This is a genomic window from Paractinoplanes hotanensis (assembly GCF_023717965.1).
Classification (GTDB): domain Bacteria; phylum Actinomycetota; class Actinomycetes; order Mycobacteriales; family Micromonosporaceae; genus Actinoplanes; species Actinoplanes polyasparticus.
Genome location: NZ_JAMQOL010000008.1, coordinates 266,039 through 285,794, shown reverse-complemented (window position 1 = coordinate 285,794; position 19,756 = coordinate 266,039). Strand labels below are relative to the sequence as shown.

Genomic DNA, 19,756 nt, shown 5'->3' with positions numbered 1-19,756 from the left:
CTCAGGCGCGCACCAGCCGGTTGGCCAGCGTCGACATCGTGTACGTGCCGATGCCCAGCACCACCTCGAGCGCGTTGCGGGTGGTGAATCCGGCCGCCAGGAACGCGGCCAATTCGTCGTCGGGCACCTCCCCGGCCGTCTCCAGCACTCGCAGGGTGAAGGTCCACAGTGCCGCCAGCCGTTCGTCGGCCGGCGGCGTCTTCGCGCGCAGGCCGGTGATGAGCGCGGCGTCGGCGCCGAGCCCCCGCAGCCGCCCGGTATGCAGGCCGAGGCAGACCCGGCAGTCGTTGCGGGCCGCGATCACCATCACCACCACCTCGCGGGCCAGCGGGTCGAGGGTGCTGTGCTCGAAGAGGTCACTGGCCTGCAGAAACCCGCCGAGCATCTCGGGTGACTCGGCCAGCCGGGCGACCGGGCCGGGCAGGTGGCCGAGGTGCTCGACCGTCTGTTCCATGAGCGGCCGCGAGCCGGCCGGCGCCGATGCGAGGGTGTGCTGAGCGAACATCGTTCCTCCGGTAAAGTAGTCAACGTGGTTGTCGAAACAGTAAACCAGGTTGTCGAGTTTGCCAAGCGCGGGGGAACACATGACTGAGGCCGACCCGCCCGGCTACGAGTTGCCGCTGCTGCTGTTCGCGGGCTTCCGCTCCCTCATCGACGAGCTGCACACCGAGCTCGCGGCGCTCGGCCACACCGAGGTGCGCCCGGCGCACGGCTTCGCGCTGCAGGCGATCGGCCCGTACGGCGCCTCGGCCACCGAGATCGGCCGTCGCCTGGGCGTCTCCAAGCAGGCCGCCGGCAAGACGGTCGACCGCCTGGCGGCCCTGGGCTACGTCGAACGAGCCGACGACCCCTCCGACGCCCGCCGCAAGCTCGTCCGCCTGACCCCCCGCGGCCTCGACATGCTGACCCGCTCCGCCGAGATCTTCGACCGCCTGCGCGCCAACTGGGTCCACCAGCTCGGCGCCGACCGCGTCACCCAGCTGGAGTCGTCCCTACGCACGGTCGTGCCCGCGACCGCCTTCCCCGTCGACGTGCCGGGCTGGTTCGGCTAGGTGCTGTCCCGTTAATGAGTGTTCTTGGCGCTTGGGCGTCGCGATACTGACCGGATGATCGAGAAGTTCAACCCTGCCACCGTTCATGAGCCACCGGGCTACTCGCACGTCACCGTCTCGTCGGCGGGGCGGCTGGCCCATCTGGCTGGGCAGTGCCCGCTTGATCGGAGCGGGAAGGTCGTGGGTGAGCCCGGGGACTTCGACGCGCAGACGGATCAGGTGATTGCCAACTGCCTGGCCGTGCTCGAGGCGGCGGGGGCCGGGCCGGGTGACGTCGTGCGGTCGGTGATCTATGTGGTCAGTTCGGAGACGGCCGTGCTGGCCTCGGTGTGGGACCGGCTCAACGCCTCGCCGCTGGCGCCGGCCTTCAGCACCGCGTCGACGCTGCTCGGGGTGGCTGCGCTGGGTTTCGGCGGGCAGCTGGTCGAGGTCGACCTGACGGCCGCGCTCAGTTGAGGAACGACGTCAGGCCGACGCCCATGCAGGTGAGCAGCACGGGGGTCAGGCAGGCGACGGCGCCGACTATGGGGGTGCGGTCGACCCCCTCGGGATCGCCGCCGTAGACGAAGCCGATCGTGATCCAGCCCAGGCCGAAGGCCAGAACCGGCATGCTCAGGCCGCACAGCAGGGCGTACGTCGGCACCGAGCCGGGGGACGCGACCAGGTAGAGCACGATCTGCACGATCAGGACGACCGCGGCGAACGGGCCGTAGATCAACAGGTTCCGCGCCCACGGGCGCCACTGGCGTGCGGGCGCCGTCTCGGTGAGCAGCGCGTCGCCGGCCTCGGCGGTGCGGCGCGCCTGTTGCAGGGCGGCCAGCGCGGCAGCTGGGCCGCCGGCGACGGCCTGAGCGGCCACGTCACGGTCGGCCGACGTCGGCGTCAGCTCCGGCGGGGGTACGGCCAGATCTCGGGTCAGACGGGCTTCCTGGGCGGCCAACCGGGGCCGTACGACGGAAAGCTCCTGCCTCGCGGCCGTGACCGCGGCCTGGTGTTCGGTGGCGGCGGCACTCGCCGCGCGGCGGACCGCGTCGAGTTGTTGCGCGGCGGCCAGATAGTCAGCCCACGGACCCGGCGCCGGGGGCGTCGGCTGGGCCGGGATCGCGCCGGTGGCCTGCTGCTGGTCGGTCACGGCAGATCACCCTGGTCGTCGGTGACGCCGGGGTCGAGGAACGGCACGACGGTGAGCGTGCGCTCGTCGCGGCGGTCGTGCAGCAGCGCTCTGTTCGGCCGGGGGTGCCAGGCGACCGGCCGTCCGATCATCGCCGCCACCTCGGCCGGCGGGACGTTCAGGAACAGCAGGCCGGACACGTCGTCCCGTCCCGCGCTGTCGGCGAACCGATGCGGATCGCGCCACCAGGAAAGCAGGTGAGCGCCGCCGGTCGGGCCGTCCCGCAGCAGCTCGGGCAGGCCGGCCAGGGTGCCCGGGGCGGCCGCGTCCATGCCGAAGACCACCCGGTAGCCGGGACGGCCGGGGTCGAGCTCGCCGGCCAGACCGGCCGCGTCGACCAGCGTCACCTCCTGGCGGTGACCGATCTCGGCGGCCAGGGCCTCGGCGAGTCGGTCACCCTCGGCGACCAGCGAGGCGATGACGAACCGGGCCGTACGAGGCTGGTGGAACGCGGCCACGCTGCGAGCCGCCGCGTCGAGCACCTCGGACGCCGACGCCTGCGACCCGAAGATCGCCAGATGCCGCCCCGGGGCGCCGTCGAGCGGGAACGCCGCGGTGGTGAGACCGACGTCGAGCAGCCGGCCGACCAGGGCCGTGGGAACGGCGCCGCGACCAGCCAGGGCGGCCCGGTAGGTCGGGTCGTCGGCGAGGTGCTGATGCGCGTACCCGGCGAAGACCCGGGGTGGCTGCGATTCGGGGTCGCGGGCACCCCAGAGCCGGTGTCGCAGGTCGCTGAGCAGCTCGTCGTCGGTGTGCGGGTCGGGGAAGCGGATGATGCGCTCGTGCCCGCGGGTGGCGCCGCGCGGCCCGCCCAGCCCGCCGGCCGTGTTGACGACCGCGGTGCCCAGCGGCAGGCCGGCCGCCGAGTCGTTCGCCGGTTCGAGCACGTCGCCGCCGCCCGGCAGCGCGATGCGCACCGGGAACTGGCCGAAGAACGAGTCGCGCTTGGCGTAGTGCGCCTCCAGCCCGGCGACGTTCTGACTGGCCAGGATGAGGTGGATGCCGCACGAGCGGCCGGTGCGGGCCAGCGACTCGAGCAGCGTCGTCGCCTCGGTCGCCACCGGGTCGTTGCCGGCCAGCAGCACCGGGAACTCGTCGATCACGCACAGGATGCGCGGCAGCGGGCGTTTCAGACCGTCCTCGGCCGCCGCGGCGCGTAGCTCCGGCAGCCGGGAGACACCCGCCCGCTCGTACGCCGTGTTGCGGCGCGACATCTCGGCGTTCAGCTCACGCAGCACAGCCAGCCCGTACTCGCGGTCGGCCTCGACCCCCACCGCGCGGGCCTGTGGCAGCCAGGTGCGGTCGCGCCGGGTCGGCACGAACTCGGCGAAGGTCACGCCCTCCTTGAAGTCGAGCAGATAGAGCGCCAGCTCAGCCGGGCTGTAGCGGGCGCACAGGCCGTAGAGCACGTTGACCAGGAAGGCCGTCTTACCGGCACCGGCCCGGCCGCCGACCATCCAATGTGGTGTGAGGTCGTTGAAGCGCAACGCCAGCGGCGTCTCGCCGTCGTGACCGACGACCGCGCTCAACCCCTCGCCGGCGTCACCCGCCCACAGCGGTTCGCCCGGCTCGGGCAGCAGATCGGCCAGCGTGACCCGGGTGGCCGTGACCGAGTGTGCGGCCAGCTCACGGCACACGGCGTCGACCAGGTGGGGCGGCGGGTCGTCGTCGAGGAAGACAGGGGCGTTGAGCCAGGAGACATCCGCGGTGGACCCGTACGTGGCGCCGGGCGGGTCGCCGATCACCGCGTACGGGTTGCGCACCGACACCATCGTCGTGCGAGGCAGCGGCGCCTGGGTTGTCTCGGCCGTCAACGGCGGCGGCGGCCAGCCCGCCACGATCAGATGCAGGCCGGAATCGGGGCCCTGCTGGGCCAGCGCGGCGATCCGGCGCAACTCTTCGCCCTCGGTCAGCTCGGGCAGGCTCGCGATGACCACCAGCATCATGCGGTCCCGCCGGGTGCGCCGAGGGGCGGCGCCGCGGCCGGGGCGCAGCCACTTCTCGGCCTCGGCGAGCACCTCGCGCAGCCCCTGGCGGTCGGTGGCCGGCGGCGACAGAAGGCCCGCGTCCTGCAGGCCCGCGAAGGGCGCGAAGACCGCACCGCCGCCGGTGCCGTCGACCGCACGAACCAGCAGCGACCCGGCCGGCGCGGCGGCGAGCAGACGCAACAGGATCGACCGCAGCAGCCCGAAGACGCGCGAGTCGGTGGCGGTGGCGTCGATCGTCAGGTGGCCCGTGCCGAGCAGCGGGATCACAGCCGGGAAACGTGCGTCGTCGAGCGGCTGGGCGACCCCGAGGCGTACGAACTGGGGCGGGTACACGCCGCCCAGCGGGGTGTTCGCCGACTGCGCGTCGAGCGGCGAGCCCAGCCAACCGGGCGCGAGCGCACCAGCGGCGGCCCGCAACTCCTCGGCCAGGCGATGCTGTTCGAGCGGGTCGCTGCCGGCAGCCTCGGCGTCGAGCGCGGACGACGCCGCATCGGTCAGCGCAGCCGCCTGCCGGTGCAAAGCGGCAGCCTGCTGGACCCGCAAAGCCGAATCCACCACCGCTCTCACCTCCCGTGTGCGGGTAAAACTTATCCCAGACGGGCCGGGGCATCGCGTTCCCGGTGCCTGGTTCGGTGTCCGCGTCGTGCGGATCGTCCCGCTCCAGGTGTGGTTGGGGTGACACGTGTGCGGAGGCACTACTGTCGTATGTGTGCAGCCGCAGGAGCCCGTGACCGGACCGACGCCCCCGCCGTTGGGCCCCGGGACACCGCCTGCCGAGCCGGCGCGGAAGCCCCGGAACCGCCGGTTGCGGTTGTGGCTGGCGCTGGGGGCGGGCGTGCTGACGCTGCTCTGCCTGGGCGGCGTCGGGATCGCCGTGCTGCTCTACGACGAGGAAACAAAGATCGACCGGGCCGAGCCGGACCAGGTGACATCCAGTTTCCTGCGGACATACCTCGTGAATCGAAGTGACGACGAGGCCGCGCTCTACATCTGCGCAAGCGGCGCCAAGCTTGAGGAGATTGCCGCACTGCGCGCTGAAAACATCAATCGAGAAGCGCAGTTCGGAACATCGGTTTCCGTAGTTTGGGAGTCATTGACCGTGGCGCCGGCAACGGGCGGCGTGACGTCGGTGAGTGTTGATCTTGTAATAACGGGATCGAAGGGCGGCGTGCAGACCAGCAGTCGCACTGAGCCGTGGTCGTTCCAGCTGATAGATCAAGACGGATGGCGCGTCTGCGGAGCGACGAAAGAACCCTGACGTCATTCGACCCAGAGAAGGTGCACTGCAACCTCGAGGGTGCGTGGTGCATGGCCACTCCAACCCCAGCGGTACCAGTCAAGCTCCGTCGCCAGGCGCGCGCAGATGCTGCCTTCATTGTTGGTGTGGATCTCCGTGACAGCCCGCAGATCGCGCTCTTCAGTACCGTCCTCGCGCAGGCGGACTACGCGACGCCCCGACAACGAATGCGCGTCCAGCGCAGGTTGCGGGGCGCGGCGAGGAGGCTCATCGAGCGATACGAGCCGCGACGTCACTCCGTCGGTGGGAAGCGGGATGCCAGCCACTCCATACTCCTCGACCCAGACTCGTTCCACCGGCACGAGCGGGGCGAAGATCTCGGTCTGCTCGGCTTCGGCGCGGTACCACTCACCCTCGGACATCACCGGCACGTAGGTGCGACTGCCTTGGACGACCTTCTCGTCGGCGCGGAGGTCCGACCGCCACCCGTGACCGGGAAGCCCGATGAGGACGCGTCTCCCGCGGAGCTGCCCGGTCATCGTCGCGGGAGTAGGCACCAGCGGCCGGGGCGGGTCGAGCTGCCAATCCGGGTGCCCGGCAAACGGATCAGGCTGCGACTCGCCTGTCATCCCTCGTCCCCCAGCGGTGTGCCCTGCTCGCGCATGAACCGGACGGGGTCGATGGCTCCGGCGCTGGACCGGTCGTTGTTCATGTGAACCTCGAAGTGCAGGTGCGGACCCGAGGAGTTGCCGCTGCTGCCGACCCGGCCGATCAGCTCACCGGCCGCGACCTCCTGGCCCTCGACGACGAGCGGCTTCACGATCAGATGGCAATACCTCGTCATCACGTCCCCGGCGTGCTGGATTTCCACCATCCAACCGCATCCACCCTTACCCGGGTAGCCGTCGGCGTTGCAGGTGCGCCGCCCGTTGTGGTCCTCGTCGCACTTCACCATGGAGACGATGCCGCTGGCGGCGGCCGTGATCGGGGACTGCTTGCCGGCGATCAGGTCGACGCCCTGGTGCGTCGGGCGGGAGGCCGTACGGAACCCGGAGCCCACGAGCGCGCCGACCGGCCGAGTCCAGCCCGACGCCGCGATCTGCCTGCCCGAGGCGCAGACCATCGCGACCGAGTCGCCGGCCGCGTTGGCCGCACCGTCGGCGAGCTGGTTCACGATCCGGGTGGCGAGAGGCTCGTGCTTCGCGTACGCGTCCGGGTAGGCGCTGATCTGCACGCGCTGAGCCGCCCGCGTCAGCGGCATCTTCTCCCAGCCCTGGACGGTCTTGAGCTTGTTGTAGAACTTCGTGGCCGCGTAGACCGGGTCGCGCACCTGCTTCGTCGAACCCCAGCCGGAACTGGGCCGCTGCTGGAACAGGCCCAGTGAGTCGTGGTCGTTCTCGGCGCCGAGGTTGCCCAGGTTGGTCAGCCGCGACTCCTGCATCGACGTGGCAACCGCGATGACCCAGGCCCGGGGCGGCATCTTGAGCTGGGCGCCCACATTGATGATGACGGCCGCGTTACGGACCTGCTCGGCGCCGTAGGGCCGGATCCGGGGCAATTTGGTGTCCGGGTCGACCGGGCCGCCCTTGCCGCATCCGAGCGAGGACGCGTTCAGATTGTCCTGGCCCTCGTCGGTGAGTCCGCCGACAAAAAGAGCGGTGATGCCACCGCCGCAACACAACAGAGCCAGCGTCGCCACCAGGGCGACAAGCAGAACTATCTTGCGCGGCCGGGGGATGTTCATGACGACCAGTCGATCCCGTCGACCCGCCAGTGCCCGTCGGGGGCGATCAGGCGAAGGTTCAGCTTGCCGGTGTCCATCGTGACGACGGCGTTGACCACGGTTGCGCTCACCGGCACCAGGCTGGGACGCCCGATCACCCGCTCGGCCGGCACGCCAGCCGGGTCGACCCCGTCCAGCTCGTCGGCGAGCTTGGTGGTCGAGTTGGGCAGCAGCTGCGCCCGCCAGGCCTTGGGCGTGACGTTCTGATGGTCGGCCCAGGCCGAGGCGAAGGCGTAGGCGACCGCCTCCGGCTTTGCCCGTCCCGGGGTGGTGGACGGGCTCGGCGGCGGATCCGTCTCGATGATGCTGTCGTCATCCTTCGGGTCGGCACTCACCACCGGGCCCGGCGACGCGGTGCCGAGCGAGGGCCGGGAGTCGTCACCGTCAGAGAACACCCGGGCCAGACCGACGATCGCCAGCACGATGACGCCGAGGACGATGGCTACGCCCCAGCGGGACCGGAAGATTCTGTTCAGGCCGAGTTCGAGGGAACGGGGCATGCGATCACTTGGCCTCGGAACGGATACGGGGAGTGGCCGGTTCGGCCGTGGTACTACCGGTCTCGGGCCGGTAAATCGCGTACGAGGAGGGTTGCTCGGCCACGTCCGGTTCGGTCCAGCCGGTGGCCCCGCGCGATCGATTCGCCCGGCCTGGGTTCGGCGAAGTGTTTGCAGCGGGTGCGGCAGTCGCTGGTGTGCCGGCATCGTCGCGTACCGACTCGTTGCCGTCGGGTCTGGTCGGACGCGACTCCCCGGCGGAGGTACCCGACGTCACAGGCGACAAAGTGCTCCGATTCGCCGAGTGCGCCGGATCCTCCAGGCGTGCTTCGGGACGCAGGTTGCCCTGATCGACGAACACCGTGCGGCTGCCCTTGCCGATCACATGGCCGCGATCCTCGCTGTCGGCTCCCTCAATCTTGGAGGCCTCTCGCATGTCTCGGAAGAAATTCCTGTGCCAGGAACCGGTGGCGATCGTGCGAGCGTTGTCCTTGCCGCCGAGCTGAGTGATGCGCCGATAGGGGCGAAGGAGGAGCCAGCCCACCACGCCGCACAGCCACACCAGGACCACTTGCAACCAGCCGGGAAGGCTGGCCGTGTTCATGATCAGATCGACGGCAAACAGGTAAATGGCCGCGCCTGTGCCAAAGATGGCGATGTTGAAGACGGCAGCGACTACCGCGTTCCCCAACCGCTTGATTCCTGAGTTCGCCGGGCGTAGAAGCCCGACAGTTCCCAGGATCGGCGCCGCGATGACTGCCCACCGGAACACCAGGAAGCCGAGCAGAACCAAGATCGACGCTGTCAGGTCGAACATGGCGAACATGACCGCAGCGAGGACAGCAATAAACCCTGCGCCGATACGATCCATGCCGTTCACGCCCTGCAGGTACTGATAAGCCTCAGGGTCTTCCTGCTTGATCTGTTCGGCGATCTTTTCCCACTGGGCATTCTTGGCGGTGATCGTCGCATCGCGGTCACTGGGATTTGTCCGAAGGCGCTCGGCGTCGCGCCACGAGAAAGATCGTGCATCATAGAGCGCCCTGCCGTACTTCTGAGCGGTCGGGCTGTCGGCCGAGCCGAGCAGACCACGAAGCCAGTTTCGGTAGAGCATTGTTTCAGTCGACGTGTCGCTGGCCCGCACTGCTGGAGGCCTGTTGTCCTCGCAAGCTCCCGGCGTCGGATCGTCGCACTGACTCGCCGGCGTGTTCTGTGCCCTTGGGCCGACCGCGTCGTGAATGACGCTCAGCGTACTGATCAGACTTTGATCTGCGATCGTTGCAGATCTGACCGGCCAGGTGGCAATTGCGGTGACGATGACCATCACCAGAATTGCCCATCCAGCGGTCGTGGTGGCCGCTCCCATCTCCGCCTGCCGTGAGCGCCAAAGCAGGTAGAGGCCGACAATGCCCAGAGTGATCACGCCGAAGACGCTGAAGACTTTCTCGTAGACCGCCTTGGTTGCCTGATCGACGAGCGGATCGGCCCAACCCCACAGTGATGCGGGATCCCAGGCTCGCTCGCGCAAGGCGTTGGACGCCCCGATGACAGCGGTCGCGATCATGAATTCGCCGTTGGCAATCGTCGTTTCGAACTTGTAGTCCGGATCGACGAGAGTGGAGGCGCATCCGCTATCGAGGTCGTAGGTGGTGTAGCTGTATCCGGCGTACCCGTATTGGCTGTAGAGGCCCTGCGGCCCGTTCTGAGTGGACGACGCCGGGCGCTCGGCGAACCAGCCGGCCAGCCCCGAATCCGGTGTGCTCGGCGTAGGCGGCGTCAAACAGGTGGCCCGGCTCTCCCCGACATCGGCGAGCCGCCCGGCACACCCCTTGAAGTCCTGCTGCCATTCCTCGACGCTGCAAGCCCCGCCAGGCGCTCGCGACGGCAGCCCGGCCGGCGCGGCCGAAGCCGCAGGCGCAGCCACCGCCCAGGCGATCGACGCCACCATCATGACGGCCATCGTCGCCAGCAGCGCCAACCCCCGCCGCACCATCTCAAACCTCCAGGTCGGACGGCAACATCGGGACCGAGGGCGCCGCCTTGGCGGCCGTCGGCGTCGTGTCGAGGTGCTCCAGCAGACCTTCAACGTACGACACGTCGACACGTACCTTCTGCACGCGACCGTCGACGTCCCGCATCACGAACTCGCGGAAACCGAGCCGTGACGACGACGAAGTGTCCACCTGGGACAGCGAGGCCAGCGTGGCCTCGTATCCGTCGTGCACCGGCACCCGCAGCAGGCGTAGCGCCTCGGAGGCGATCTCCTGGTCTTCCGCGATGCGGCCCACGAAGACCGTCGACACGAGGTTCTGCACGTCGAGGCCGAGGATGTCGCGCGGGTTCTGCGAGGCGACCAGGGCGGCGAGGTTCCACTTGCGAGAGTCGCGGGCCAGGCGTACGAGGAAGGAGCGCCCCGACCGCCAGCCCTCCATGAAGTGGGCCTCGTCGAGGCCGACCATCTTGCGCGACGACATCGAGCCGCCGTAGCAGCGCCGGACCGCGAGCCGGTGGGCCGTGTGCAGCATCGGCAGGGCCAGCGATTCCTCCGCCGACCAGTATTCGCGCTCGATCTTCAGGTCGGGCAACCGCAGGCCGGCCATCGTGATGACCGTCAGGGCCGCGTCGGCGCCGAGCAGGTGTTGCGGGGGCGAGCCGAAGAACAGCAGCGCCAGCGGCATCTCAGCCGTGTCGAGGAGAAGGTTGGCCAGTTCCTTGCCCTCGTCGTCGAGGCCCTGCAGGGTGCGTACGACGTCGTCCAGGGTGGATGTCTCCTCGGCCGGCACCTGGCGCACAGCGTGCCGCAGCAGCGTCGCCGTGGACGCTTCCTTGGCCACCTGCGGCGGCACCAGCATCGAGCAGATGTCCTGCACCAGCATGCGGCGCTCGGCGCGGGCATTGGAGACCGCGATCTCGAACTCCCGGTCGCCGCCCGGCCCGGTCGCGAACTCCGACCGGATCGGGGTGGGAATCAGCGCGTACGGGGCCAGCGTGCCCTGTTCCGAGCCGGTGAGATTGAGGACGCGGGAGTAGGGCCGCAGTTCCGGCATCTGGCACAGCCGGGCGAGGGGACCCGACGGGTCGAGCAGGGTGACCTGCACGCCCCGGCGCGCGTTCAGGTAGCCGAGGGCGCCCATCAGCGTCGACTTTCCACCGCCGGGCTCGGCCACGAAGACGCCGAGGCCGGAACGTTCGCGCACCTCCATCGGGAAGTGCAGGTCGAGGAAGACCGGCCGGCGGCACGTGCCCGACGTGCGCCCGATCAGGTCGCCCCGGCGGTCGCCGACGGTCGACGCCGCCTGGGGGAGGGCCGCGGCCAGCAGTTTGACCGGCATGCGGCGCACGTAGCCGGTGTTGGCGATGGGCTCACCCGGGATGAACTCGCGGGCCAGCTGGTCCTGGTTCTTGGGGTGTTGCAGCGAGATGCGCAGCTCACGCGAGTAGAGCTGGATCAGGCGGCGGGCCCGTTCCAGGCATTCCTCGCGGGTGGCGCCGCCGACCGCGATCCGGTGCCAGCCGTGCGCGCGGGCCGACTCGACCGGCAGGCCGGTGGTCATCTCGTCGCCGATCACGAGCGCCCGCTTGGCCAGACGTTCCAGTTCGGGCGGCGCGTCGATGCCGTGCTCGGCGTAGTCGAGCTGCTGCGAACGGATCATCCGGAGTCGGTGCTCCAGATTCTTGAACGAGCTGCCCGAGCCGAGGATGTCGAGCCGGGACGACAGCTCCATGGGCCAGGGCAGCCGCTCGTGGAAGTGCATCCACGGCTCGTGCTTCTCGGGGATCTCGAGCGGCTCCATCCGGCCGACGGAGAGCACGGCGACGTGCCGTTCCTCCCCGGTCATCCGGTTGACGAGCTTCACGGTGGAACCGTACGGGGTGCGGTATCGCTCCACCTGCTCGGTCAGGGCCAGCAGGTCGCCGGTGTCCCACTGCCCGTTCGTGACCGGCGACAGCGGCCCGGGCGGGGCCATGCAGAGCGCCACCGAACGGAACAGCAGCCATTCCAGCTCCTGCGGGGTGACCCGGCGCCCGCGCATGCCGAACGCGTTGAGCACCTCGTCGAACTGCTCGACCGCGCGGTTGAGCTTGCGCCGCTCGCCGTCCGAGGTGCCGCGCCCGAAGATCCGCAGGACCCGTTCCGAGAACGTGTCGCCCAGCGAACGCCGCGCGAACGTGACACCCAGGTAGGTCTGCCCCTCGGCGTGGTTGACCGAGAGCAGGTGCCGCTGGGCCGCCACGAGGTGGTCGGACCACGAGGTGCCGCCGCGCACGTCGGGCAGCGGCTTCGCGGTGAAGGAGTCGACCGTGCGGGCCCACTCGTCGGCCGGGAACGGCCGGTTGGTGCGGCGCAGGTGCAGCCGGAAGCCGGCCAGGCCCGCGTACTGCTCGGAGATCGCGCTGAGCAGGGCCTCGCGCTCCGCGTCGGGCCGGAACGCCCAGCGTACCTCGGGCAGGTAGTACCAGGCCGTGACCGTGCTCTGGGTGAAGGTCAGGTGGCCGGCGATCTCGCTGATCTCCAGCTCCATGACCGGGTCACGGTCGTTGAACTTCAGCTTGTGCGGCCGCAGCGCCAACGCCTTGTCCTGGCGGACCGGGAGGTTCCTGGGCTCCTTCTTGCGCTTGGCCGGGGACTTCTCTTTGCGCTTCGCCGGAGCCCGGTCGGTGGCCGGCACAGGCAGGGGCGCCTCGGCCGGCGGGGCCTGCGGGGCGTACGCCTCCACCGGCCCGGCCTGCTGCGGCGCGACCTCGTCGCGGCGCATCGGAGCTGCGCCGCCCACGGTCTGCCACAGCGGCGGCGTCGACACCGGCGCGGCCGGGGCGGGGCCGGCGTCCGCGGACGAGGGCGTGGGCGGCCAGTTGTCGAAGTCGGGCCAATCCTCGAAGTCGGCATCGGCGGTGGCGCCGACGGACTCCTGGAAGTAGTCGGCCTTGGGCCCGATCGGGGCCCGGCTGAACGGCGCGCCCGGTTCGGACGTGCCCCAGGGGCCGTCCGGCTCGTCGGGGACCGGCCCGGCGAGCTCCGGTTCGGACGGGCGCGGGGCCGGCGTCGGCATCGTGAACGGCGGCGACGAAACGGACTGTTCGGCAACCGGCGGCGCAGAGACCGGCGGCGCAGAGACCGGCCGCTCGGCGACCGGTGGCAGGGTGACGGGCGGCTCGGCCGGTGGCAGGGCTACAGGCGGCTCGGCGACCGGGGCCGGCGCCGGGGCCGCGGACACCGGCCGTGGCTCGACCGGCTCCGGTCGTACGGGCTCGGGGGTGGGAAAGGTCTTCGGCGCCGGCGGAGTGGCGCGGTCGTCGAAGTCGAACCCGAAGTCGAAGTCGAGCTCCGGATCGGCCGGCGCGTCGGCGGCTGGGGGGCGAGCCGTCACCGGTGCAGGCGGCGCGGCGCCGCCGAAAAGGTCGAGGAACGGCGAATCGATGTCGAGCGTGGTGTCCACCCCCGCACCCCGCGGGCGCAGCGGCTGCGGGGACTGGAAGACGCCGACCGCGCCGTGTCCCGGCGCGGCCACGAACTCGTCGGCCGGCTCGTCAGCGGAATCTGACGACGAGTAGTGGTTCGAACGCACTCCGTTACTCTGCCTGCCCTGCGTGTCGGCATCCGCGCGGGGATGACCGTGCGGAACGGGTCCGGTCATGCGCCGTCCCCGTGGGAGCATGCGAATGAACTGGTCATACCAACTCCTCCCGAACCCGGATGCGAGTGGCGACAAGTCTCGGGTCGCGTCGCTCGACCGCCGGCTCGCGCGTGCGGCGCCAGTCGGTGAGTGCGGTCCGGATGACGACCCGGGCCGGACGGTCGGGGTCGACATGGCGGAACACGTACGACGTGGTGACCATGGCGAGCGCGATCTCCCAAGCCGGGAATGGATCGAACTCGAAGGTCAGCAGGTAGTGCAGGAACATGAACAACGGCACCAGCACCACGAACATGCCGTACTGCGCGTACGGCAGGTGGATGGGCAGGGTGTAGCCCGGCGGGCCCAGATAAACGAGGCGCGCCCGGTAGATGTCGTCGTCGGTCCGCAGCCGCATCTCAGTTGAAGATCAGCTTGATCAGGGCGTCGCCGACGAAGAACAGCGTCGCGGCGCCGGCGATGAAGGCCAGGCCCACGATGGCGATGGCCGAACTGGTCAGCACCTTCGAGATCTCACCGCGGCTGGCTCGTCCGATAAAGATCACGCCCAGTACGGCCAGCAGGATGGGTGCGATGTTGCTGGCGAAGAAGGTGACGATGCCTTCGGTGTTGATGCCTTTGGGTTCGGGCGCGGCGAGCGTGGCCTGCTGAAGCATGGCTGCCGCCTGCGTGGCGAGCTCAGTGGCGATCATCGGTAAACCTCCCCGTGCCCGGCTAGGGGGTTCCGGGCACGCTGCAGTTGTGAAGCTTCACGGCATCGCCCATATCGTGCAACTTCCCACCCTGCGCGTCGAGTGAGCCGTTCGGGCACAGCCATGCTCGTCTGCTCTCTTCGGTTCCTGCAAATGATGCCTAGTTCCGAAGAGTACGGCCCGCCGTTCTTGGCTACAAGCGCCCGAAACGTTACGCAAGGTGATGGCGTGCGTGAAATTGAGTTACGGGTCATCGTACGCACGTGCGACAACCCCGCCCGCCGTACCCTCGGTCCGTGACGACGGAGCCGACGGATGCGCTGGTCGCGGGGCGCGCAGTGATGCAGATGGATCACCCGGTCGTGATGGGCATCCTGAACGTCACGCCCGATTCCTTCTCGGACGGCGGGAAATACACGGACGTGGAAGCCGCCGTCCGGCACGGGATCGAGTTGCACCGGGCGGGCGCGGACATCGTGGACGTGGGTGGCGAGTCAACCCGTCCCGGGGCTCAGCGGGTCGACGCCGGGACCGAGATCGCACGGGTCGTCCCCGTCATCGAGCGGCTGGCCCGGGCCGGTGTGCCGCTGAGCATCGACACCACCCGGGCCGAGGTCGCGCGGGCCGCCCTCGAAGCCGGCGCCGCCGTGATCAACGACGTGTCGGGCGGGCTGGCCGACCGGGGCATGGCCAGGGTCGCGGCCGAGGCCGGCTGCCCCTGGATCCTGATGCACTGGCGCGGGCACTCCCGCCGCATGACCGAGCTCGCGGTGTACTCCGACGTCGTTTCCGAGGTACGCGCCGAGCTGCTCGAACGCGTCGGCGAGGCCCTCTCCGCCGGCGTCGACCCGGCGCAGGTCATCCTCGATCCCGGCCTCGGTTTCGCCAAGACCGCCGAGCACAACTGGGCCCTGAGCGCCCACCTCGACGTCCTCGTCGGCCTGGGCTACCCGGTGCTCTTCGGGGCCAGCCGCAAGACGTATCTGGGCCGGTTGCTGGCCGGTCCGGACGGCACGCCGCGCCCGGTCGAGGAGCGCGAGGCCGCGACCCTTGCCACGTCGGTGCTGGCGGTGGCGGCCGGCGCCTGGGGCGTACGGGTCCACGACGTGACCGCCACGGCCGACGCGCTAGCCGTGTGGCGCGCGACCGGGTCGCCGCGGCTGCGCACCGTGTCCGCGAGTGAGAAGGAGTGAACGGGGTGGAGGGACGGATCACGCTGACCGGGCTGCGGGTGCGGGGCCGGCACGGCGTCTTCGATTTCGAGCGCGAGCAGGGGCAGGACTTCGTCGTCGACGTGCGCCTCGACCTCGACCTCGACCTCGCACCGGCCGCGGCCAGCGACGACGTCGGTGACACGGTCCACTACGGGGAGCTCGCCGGGCGCCTGGCCGAGATCGTCGGCGGCGAGCCGGTCAATCTCATCGAGACGCTGGCCGACCGGCTGCTCGCCGCCTGCCTGGACGACCCGCGGGTGTCCGCGGCCGAGGTCACCGTCCACAAGCCGCAGGCCCCGATCCCGCTCGAGTTCGCCGACGTCGCGGTCACCCTGCGCCGGAGCCGTGCGTGACCCGGGCGTTGCTCTCGCTCGGCAGCAACCTGGGCGACCGCGAGCAGCACCTGCGCCGGGCGGTCAGCCGGCTCGGCCCGGGTGTCGTGTCGCGCTCCGGCATCTACGAGACGCCGCCGTGGGGGGACGCCGACCAGCCCTCGTACCTCAATGCGGTCGTGCTCGTCGCCGACCCGGAAGCGGAGCCGCGCGACTGGCTCGAGCGTGCCCGGGCGGCCGAAGCCGAGGCGGAACGCGTACGCGATCCGGAGCGCCGGTTCGGCCCGCGCACCCTCGACGTCGACGTGATCGCGGTCTGGGACGCCGGCGGTCGGCCGGTGCTCAGCGACGACCCCGAGCTGACGCTGCCGCATCCCCGTGCCCACTTGCGTGCCTTCGTGCTGCGGCCCTGGCTCGACATCGAACCGGCGGCCGAGCTGCCCGGCCACGGGCCGGTCGCCGCGCTGCTGGCGGCGCCCGGCCCGGCGGACGACGTCGCCGGTCTGACCCCACGGCCCGATCTGACACTAGAGTTGTCGGTGTGAGCAGCAATCCGCAGGCGCCCAAGTCGGACCCGTCGATGCGCCCGACCAGTATCTCGGTGCTGGTCGTCGCGGGTCTGACCGCCGCTGCCGTGGGCTGGCTGCTGCTCAGCTTCACGTATTCGACCCTGCCCGACCTGCCGTGGTCGCCGGTGATCGTGCTGGCCGTGCTGGCCGTCGCCGAGGGCCTGCTCGCGCAGAACACGGCGGCCCGCATCCAGCGCAAGCCGGGCACGCCCCGGGTCGACCCACTGGCGGTCGCCCGCTACGTCGCGCTGGCCAAGGCGTCCGCCCTGGTCGGCGCGATCTCGGCCGGGTTCTCGGCCGGCCTGCTGGCCTACCTGGCCATGGAGCCCACGCAGGCCGCGCACGACGATCTGCCGGTTGCCGTCGGCAGCGCGCTCTCGGCCGCGGCGCTGGTCGGCGCGGCCCTCTGGCTCGAGCGGTCGTGCCGCATCCCCGAGCAGCCCGACTCCGAGGACGAGAACGATCTGGGTCGACCCACCGGCCTACTCTGAGGCCACGAACGAGATCCGGGTCCGCCCCGGGATCTCGGCCTTGAACTGAGACCGACTCGTATCCGTATGCTCTGGACGCGGGGCACGCGCCCGGCGGATTCCGGCGTGCGTCTCTTTCACCGCACGGGGGGCGCACACGAGGAGGCGCGACGATGGCGTACGACGACTCGACCTACCGCCGGCAGACCGACGAACCCACGCCGACCGACCCGGCCGCCTATCGGGCCAACACGCTGGCCGCGGCCGAGCAGCGGCGGCGGGCCGAGGAACTCGACGGCGTCGGTGAGACCACGGCCGACGTGCTGCGCCGCGCCGAGACCGACGAGGACGGCCGCGACCGCCTCGGCATCCACCTCGGCTGGGAGGTCGTGCTGCTGGTCGCCGCGGCAGCGATCGGTTTCCTGCTCTGGCGCCTCGATCCGGAGAGCCTGCGCCGCCCCGGCCTCGACGACCTGCTCGTCACCGGCGCCGCGATCGGCCTGCTGACCCTCGGTGCGGGCCTGAGCCTGCGGGCCGGCGTGCCCAACCTGGCGCTCGGCCCGATCGCGCTGGCCGCCTCCCTCCAGTACGCCGAGCAGGGCGACCAGGGTCTGGTCAAGGCCATGGTTCCGGCGCTGGTCCTCGCGGCCGCGGGCGCGATCGTGCTCGCCGTGGTGATCCTGGTGCTGCACGTGCCCGGCTGGGCGGCCACGCTCGCGGCCGCTCTCGGCGTGATCGTCTTCGACCAGCTGCGCGTCGCCCCGGTCGCCGTGCAGGGCACCTACGACCCGACCGGCCAGGCCTTCTTCCTGTTCGGCGGGTTCGCCCTGCTCGCCGTGTTCGGCGGCGCCCTGGGCACCGTCACACCCATCCGGCGCTGGCTGGGCCGCCTGCGTCCGGCCGGCGACCCGGCCCGTCGCCGGGGCGCGGCCGTCGCCTTCCCGGTGATCGGCGCCCTGCTGCTGTCCTCGCTCTTCGCGGTCGCGGCGGGAACGCTCCTGGCCACCCAGTCCGGCGGGCCGATCGTCCCGGCCACCGGTCTCGAGTGGAGCGGCATCGCCCTCGGCCTGGCCATGCTGGCCGGCACCAGCGCGTACGGGCGGCGGGGCGGCATCTTCGGCACGCTGTTCGCGGTGGCGGCCCTGACGCTCTTCCTCGACTACGCCGAGCGGCGCACCTTCGACATCTCGCTGTTCGCGATCGCGGCCTGTGTCTTCGCGGGCGGCCTGGTCGTCACCCGGCTCGTCGAGACGTACGGGCGGCCCCTGCCGGTCGCCGGCCAGGCCGACTGGAACGCGGCCGCTCCCGCGACGGGCGCCAACTGGCAACCCGACCTCCCGGAGACCTGGTCGACCGCCACCACGACCCCGCGCGGCGACCGCTGGGACTCCGGTCCGTGGGGTACGGGCACTGGCCAATGACCGCCCGTCCGCTCGGCTTATGCTCTTGGTCATGACCTCTCCGAGCTTCGCCGAGCTGGACGCCCTGCCCACCGAGGAGCTGCGCGAGCGCGCCTTCCACCGGGCGCGGGAGCGGCGCGACGTCGGCTTCTTCTGGTCGGTCTTCAAGCACCTGCCCGACGCCGACGAGGCGGCCCAGCTCGACGGCGCGCCCAACTCGATCGGCCCCACGGTCGACGAGGCGGTGGCTCTCTGGCGTGAGCTCGAGGGCCACGGGTACGGCGAGAACGAGCCCCTGCTGCGGGCCGCGTTCATCGATTACCTGCAGAAGCACTGACGCTCCGGGCGGCATCCACCGCTGTCGTTTGAACTGAGCGCCGCTCTGGGAAATAGCGGCGCATGGCTCTCGGTAACCGCTACAAATCTGCGCCTGGTGCGGGCACGCTGGCCGCGCTCATATTGGTTCTCGTCTTCGGCAGCCCCTGGTATGCCGAGTGGGCGATCGACAACACCGACCCGGAAACGGCCGGCGGCTGGTTCCTCAACCTGCTCGCCTGGCCGCGCTGGTCCTTCGACTCCGACGACTCCCTGCGCGCGATCATCGTCGGCGACCTCAAAGCGATCCTGCTGGTCGTGCTGACCGCGCTCTTCCTGTTCCTGCTGCCCGGATCGCAACTGGCCCGGGCCCGCGGCACGATCAGCCAGTTCTTCGCCGGCTGGGGTGCCTACGTCTTCGCCGCCGGGTTCGCCGCCCTGCTGACGACGCTGTTCCTGGCCAACCCGTCGCTGGTGGAAGCCTTCCGGGCGGCCGGCAACGGCGCCTCGTACGGGCTCTTCGTCGGCTGGATCATCGGCCTCGCCACGCTGGGTGGTTACCGCGGCACTAGATAGGCCGCTCAGGTTGCCGGACGGGTCTCGCGGCTGTGCTCCTCGAACAGCCCGGCCTGCGAGACCGTTCCGATCGGCTTCCCGTCCTCGACCACGAGCACCTCGCCGACGTCGCCGGCCAGCATCGCCGCCGGCGCGTCGTAGAGCGTGCCGCCGGCGTCGCGCCCGGCTTCATCGCCGAGCGGACCGGAGTGACGGCGAGACGGCGGATGCCCCGGTCGGCGCCCACGAAGTCGGCCACCTCGGGGGATTCCGGCCGGCTCAGCAGCTCGGCCGGGGGTGCGTACTGCCGCAGGACGCCGCCGTTGCCGAGAACCAAGCGATCGTCCCCCAAGTCGTCCAAGGCTGCCGCCGAAGAGTTCGCAACTGCGAACAGTTTGACGGCCGACCTCGCCAAGGACCCGTCCTCGCCCGAGCTGCAGACCACGATCACCAACCTCATCGCGCTCGGCGAGAAGCGTGGCCTGGTCTTCGGCAAGCCGTCCGCCGCGCAGGACCAGAACGCGTTCGCGGTGACCACCGCGTTCGCCGACAAGAACGGTCTGCGAACTCTCTCCGACCTGGCCGCGAAGTGCTCCGGTGCGGCCACCGTGCTGGGCGGCCCGGCGGAATGCCCGCAGCGTCCCAAGTGCCGGCAGGGACTGGTCGACACGTACGACTTCAAGGCCGGCAAGTTCAGCAGCCTGGACGCGGGTGGCCCGCTCACGCTGACCGCCCTCAAGACCGGCACGGTCAGCGTCGGCCTGAGGTTCAGCTCCGACCCGGCTCTGGCCAGCAGCTAGGGCTTATTGTCGGAGATCGCCGGGTTTCAGGTCATCTGAAGCCCG

General features: G+C 70.7%; 20 protein-coding genes and 1 pseudogene. 11 read left to right on the top strand and 10 right to left on the bottom strand.

From position 1 onward, the window contains the following. Position 1: 1 nt before the first annotated feature. Positions 2–505, bottom strand: a complete 504-nt coding sequence (locus tag LXN57_RS07465) for a carboxymuconolactone decarboxylase family protein (protein ID WP_251797267.1) — start codon at positions 503–505, stop codon at positions 2–4. 79 nt (positions 506–584) lie between these two features. On the opposite strand from LXN57_RS07465, the gene LXN57_RS07460 reads away from it, so the two are divergent. Together LXN57_RS07460 and LXN57_RS07455 are read left to right on the top strand one after the other, a co-directional pair. Next, a complete protein-coding gene (locus LXN57_RS07460) occupies positions 585–1,052 on the top strand; it encodes a MarR family winged helix-turn-helix transcriptional regulator (RefSeq protein WP_251797266.1) in 468 nt (155 codons plus the stop codon). A 54-nt stretch (positions 1,053–1,106) separates the two neighbouring features. Next, positions 1,107–1,508: a RidA family protein gene (locus tag LXN57_RS07455; protein WP_251797265.1), complete on the top strand. Its 402-nt coding sequence runs from the start codon at positions 1,107–1,109 to the stop codon at positions 1,506–1,508. Here LXN57_RS07455 and LXN57_RS07450 read toward each other — a convergent pair. Continuing rightward, entirely contained in the window at positions 1,501–2,184 is a 684-nt protein-coding gene (locus LXN57_RS07450) for a hypothetical protein (protein ID WP_251797264.1), read from the bottom strand. The genes LXN57_RS07455 and LXN57_RS07450 overlap by 8 nt on opposite strands. Then, the gene (locus tag LXN57_RS07445) at positions 2,181–4,766 is read right to left on the bottom strand and encodes an FtsK/SpoIIIE domain-containing protein (protein WP_438872847.1); all 2,586 of its coding nucleotides are present in this window, start codon (positions 4,764–4,766) and stop codon (positions 2,181–2,183) included. Before LXN57_RS07445 ends, LXN57_RS07450 begins: the two co-directional genes overlap by 4 nt. 280 nt (positions 4,767–5,046) lie before the next feature. Here LXN57_RS07445 and LXN57_RS07440 point away from each other — a divergent pair, with 280 nt between their 5' ends. Further along, positions 5,047–5,469 (top strand): hypothetical protein, encoded by a 423-nt coding sequence (locus LXN57_RS07440; RefSeq protein WP_251797262.1) that lies wholly within the window; start codon positions 5,047–5,049, stop codon positions 5,467–5,469. Positions 5,470–5,471: 2 nt separating this feature from the next. Here LXN57_RS07440 and LXN57_RS07435 read toward each other — a convergent pair whose 3' ends face one another. The 7 genes from LXN57_RS07435 to LXN57_RS07405 form a co-directional block, all read right to left on the bottom strand. Next, a complete protein-coding gene (locus tag LXN57_RS07435; RefSeq protein ID WP_251797261.1) occupies positions 5,472–6,077 on the bottom strand; it encodes a hypothetical protein in 606 nt (201 codons plus the stop codon). Next, positions 6,074–7,192, bottom strand: coding sequence for a M23 family metallopeptidase (locus LXN57_RS07430; protein WP_251797260.1), 1,119 nt, complete (start codon positions 7,190–7,192; stop codon positions 6,074–6,076). Before LXN57_RS07430 ends, LXN57_RS07435 begins: the two co-directional genes overlap by 4 nt. Beyond that, positions 7,189–7,731, bottom strand: a complete 543-nt coding sequence (locus tag LXN57_RS07425; protein ID WP_251797259.1) for a hypothetical protein — start codon at positions 7,729–7,731, stop codon at positions 7,189–7,191. Before LXN57_RS07425 ends, LXN57_RS07430 begins: the two co-directional genes overlap by 4 nt. A 4-nt stretch (positions 7,732–7,735) precedes the next feature. Continuing rightward, positions 7,736–9,721: an MFS transporter gene (locus tag LXN57_RS07420; RefSeq protein WP_251797258.1), complete on the bottom strand. Its 1,986-nt coding sequence runs from the start codon at positions 9,719–9,721 to the stop codon at positions 7,736–7,738. 1 nt (position 9,722) lies between these two features. Then, the gene (locus LXN57_RS07415; protein WP_251797257.1) at positions 9,723–13,295 is read right to left on the bottom strand and encodes an ATP-binding protein; all 3,573 of its coding nucleotides are present in this window, start codon (positions 13,293–13,295) and stop codon (positions 9,723–9,725) included. Positions 13,296–13,398: 103 nt separating this feature from the next. Then, on the bottom strand, positions 13,399–13,761 hold the full coding sequence (locus LXN57_RS07410; protein ID WP_251797256.1) for a hypothetical protein: 363 nt from the start codon (positions 13,759–13,761) through the stop codon (positions 13,399–13,401). A gap of 1 nt (position 13,762) precedes the next feature. Beyond that, positions 13,763–14,056: a hypothetical protein gene (locus LXN57_RS07405; protein WP_221378232.1), complete on the bottom strand. Its 294-nt coding sequence runs from the start codon at positions 14,054–14,056 to the stop codon at positions 13,763–13,765. Positions 14,057–14,397: 341 nt separating this feature from the next. Here LXN57_RS07405 and folP point away from each other — a divergent pair, with 341 nt between their 5' ends. The 8 genes and pseudogenes from folP to LXN57_RS07365 form a co-directional block, all read left to right on the top strand. Then, on the top strand, positions 14,398–15,249 hold the full coding sequence (gene folP, locus LXN57_RS07400; RefSeq protein WP_251797326.1) for a dihydropteroate synthase: 852 nt from the start codon (positions 14,398–14,400) through the stop codon (positions 15,247–15,249). 5 nt (positions 15,250–15,254) lie between these two features. Beyond that, positions 15,255–15,623 carry a dihydroneopterin aldolase gene (gene folB, locus LXN57_RS07395; protein ID WP_251797255.1) on the top strand — a complete coding sequence of 123 codons (369 nt, stop codon included), beginning with the start codon at positions 15,255–15,257 and terminating at the stop codon, positions 15,621–15,623. After that, entirely contained in the window at positions 15,620–16,147 is a 528-nt protein-coding gene (folK, locus tag LXN57_RS07390; RefSeq protein ID WP_251797254.1) for a 2-amino-4-hydroxy-6-hydroxymethyldihydropteridine diphosphokinase, read from the top strand. Before folB ends, folK begins: the two co-directional genes overlap by 4 nt. 35 nt (positions 16,148–16,182) lie before the next feature. Then, positions 16,183–16,662, top strand: a complete 480-nt coding sequence (locus LXN57_RS07385) for a DUF3180 domain-containing protein (RefSeq protein WP_251797325.1) — start codon at positions 16,183–16,185, stop codon at positions 16,660–16,662. Between the two features lie 152 nt (positions 16,663–16,814). Then, entirely contained in the window at positions 16,815–18,062 is a 1,248-nt protein-coding gene (locus tag LXN57_RS07380; protein WP_251797253.1) for an ABC transporter permease, read from the top strand. Between the two features lie 31 nt (positions 18,063–18,093). Then, on the top strand, positions 18,094–18,378 hold the full coding sequence (locus LXN57_RS07375) for a hypothetical protein (RefSeq protein WP_251797252.1): 285 nt from the start codon (positions 18,094–18,096) through the stop codon (positions 18,376–18,378). 62 nt (positions 18,379–18,440) lie between these two features. Further along, complete coding sequence (locus LXN57_RS07370) at positions 18,441–18,932, top strand: hypothetical protein (protein ID WP_251797251.1); 492 nt, start codon at positions 18,441–18,443, stop codon at positions 18,930–18,932. Between the two features lie 341 nt (positions 18,933–19,273). Continuing rightward, positions 19,274–19,711: pseudogene (locus LXN57_RS07365) on the top strand (glycine betaine ABC transporter substrate-binding protein); the annotation flags it as partial. Positions 19,712–19,756: the final 45 nt, after the last annotated feature.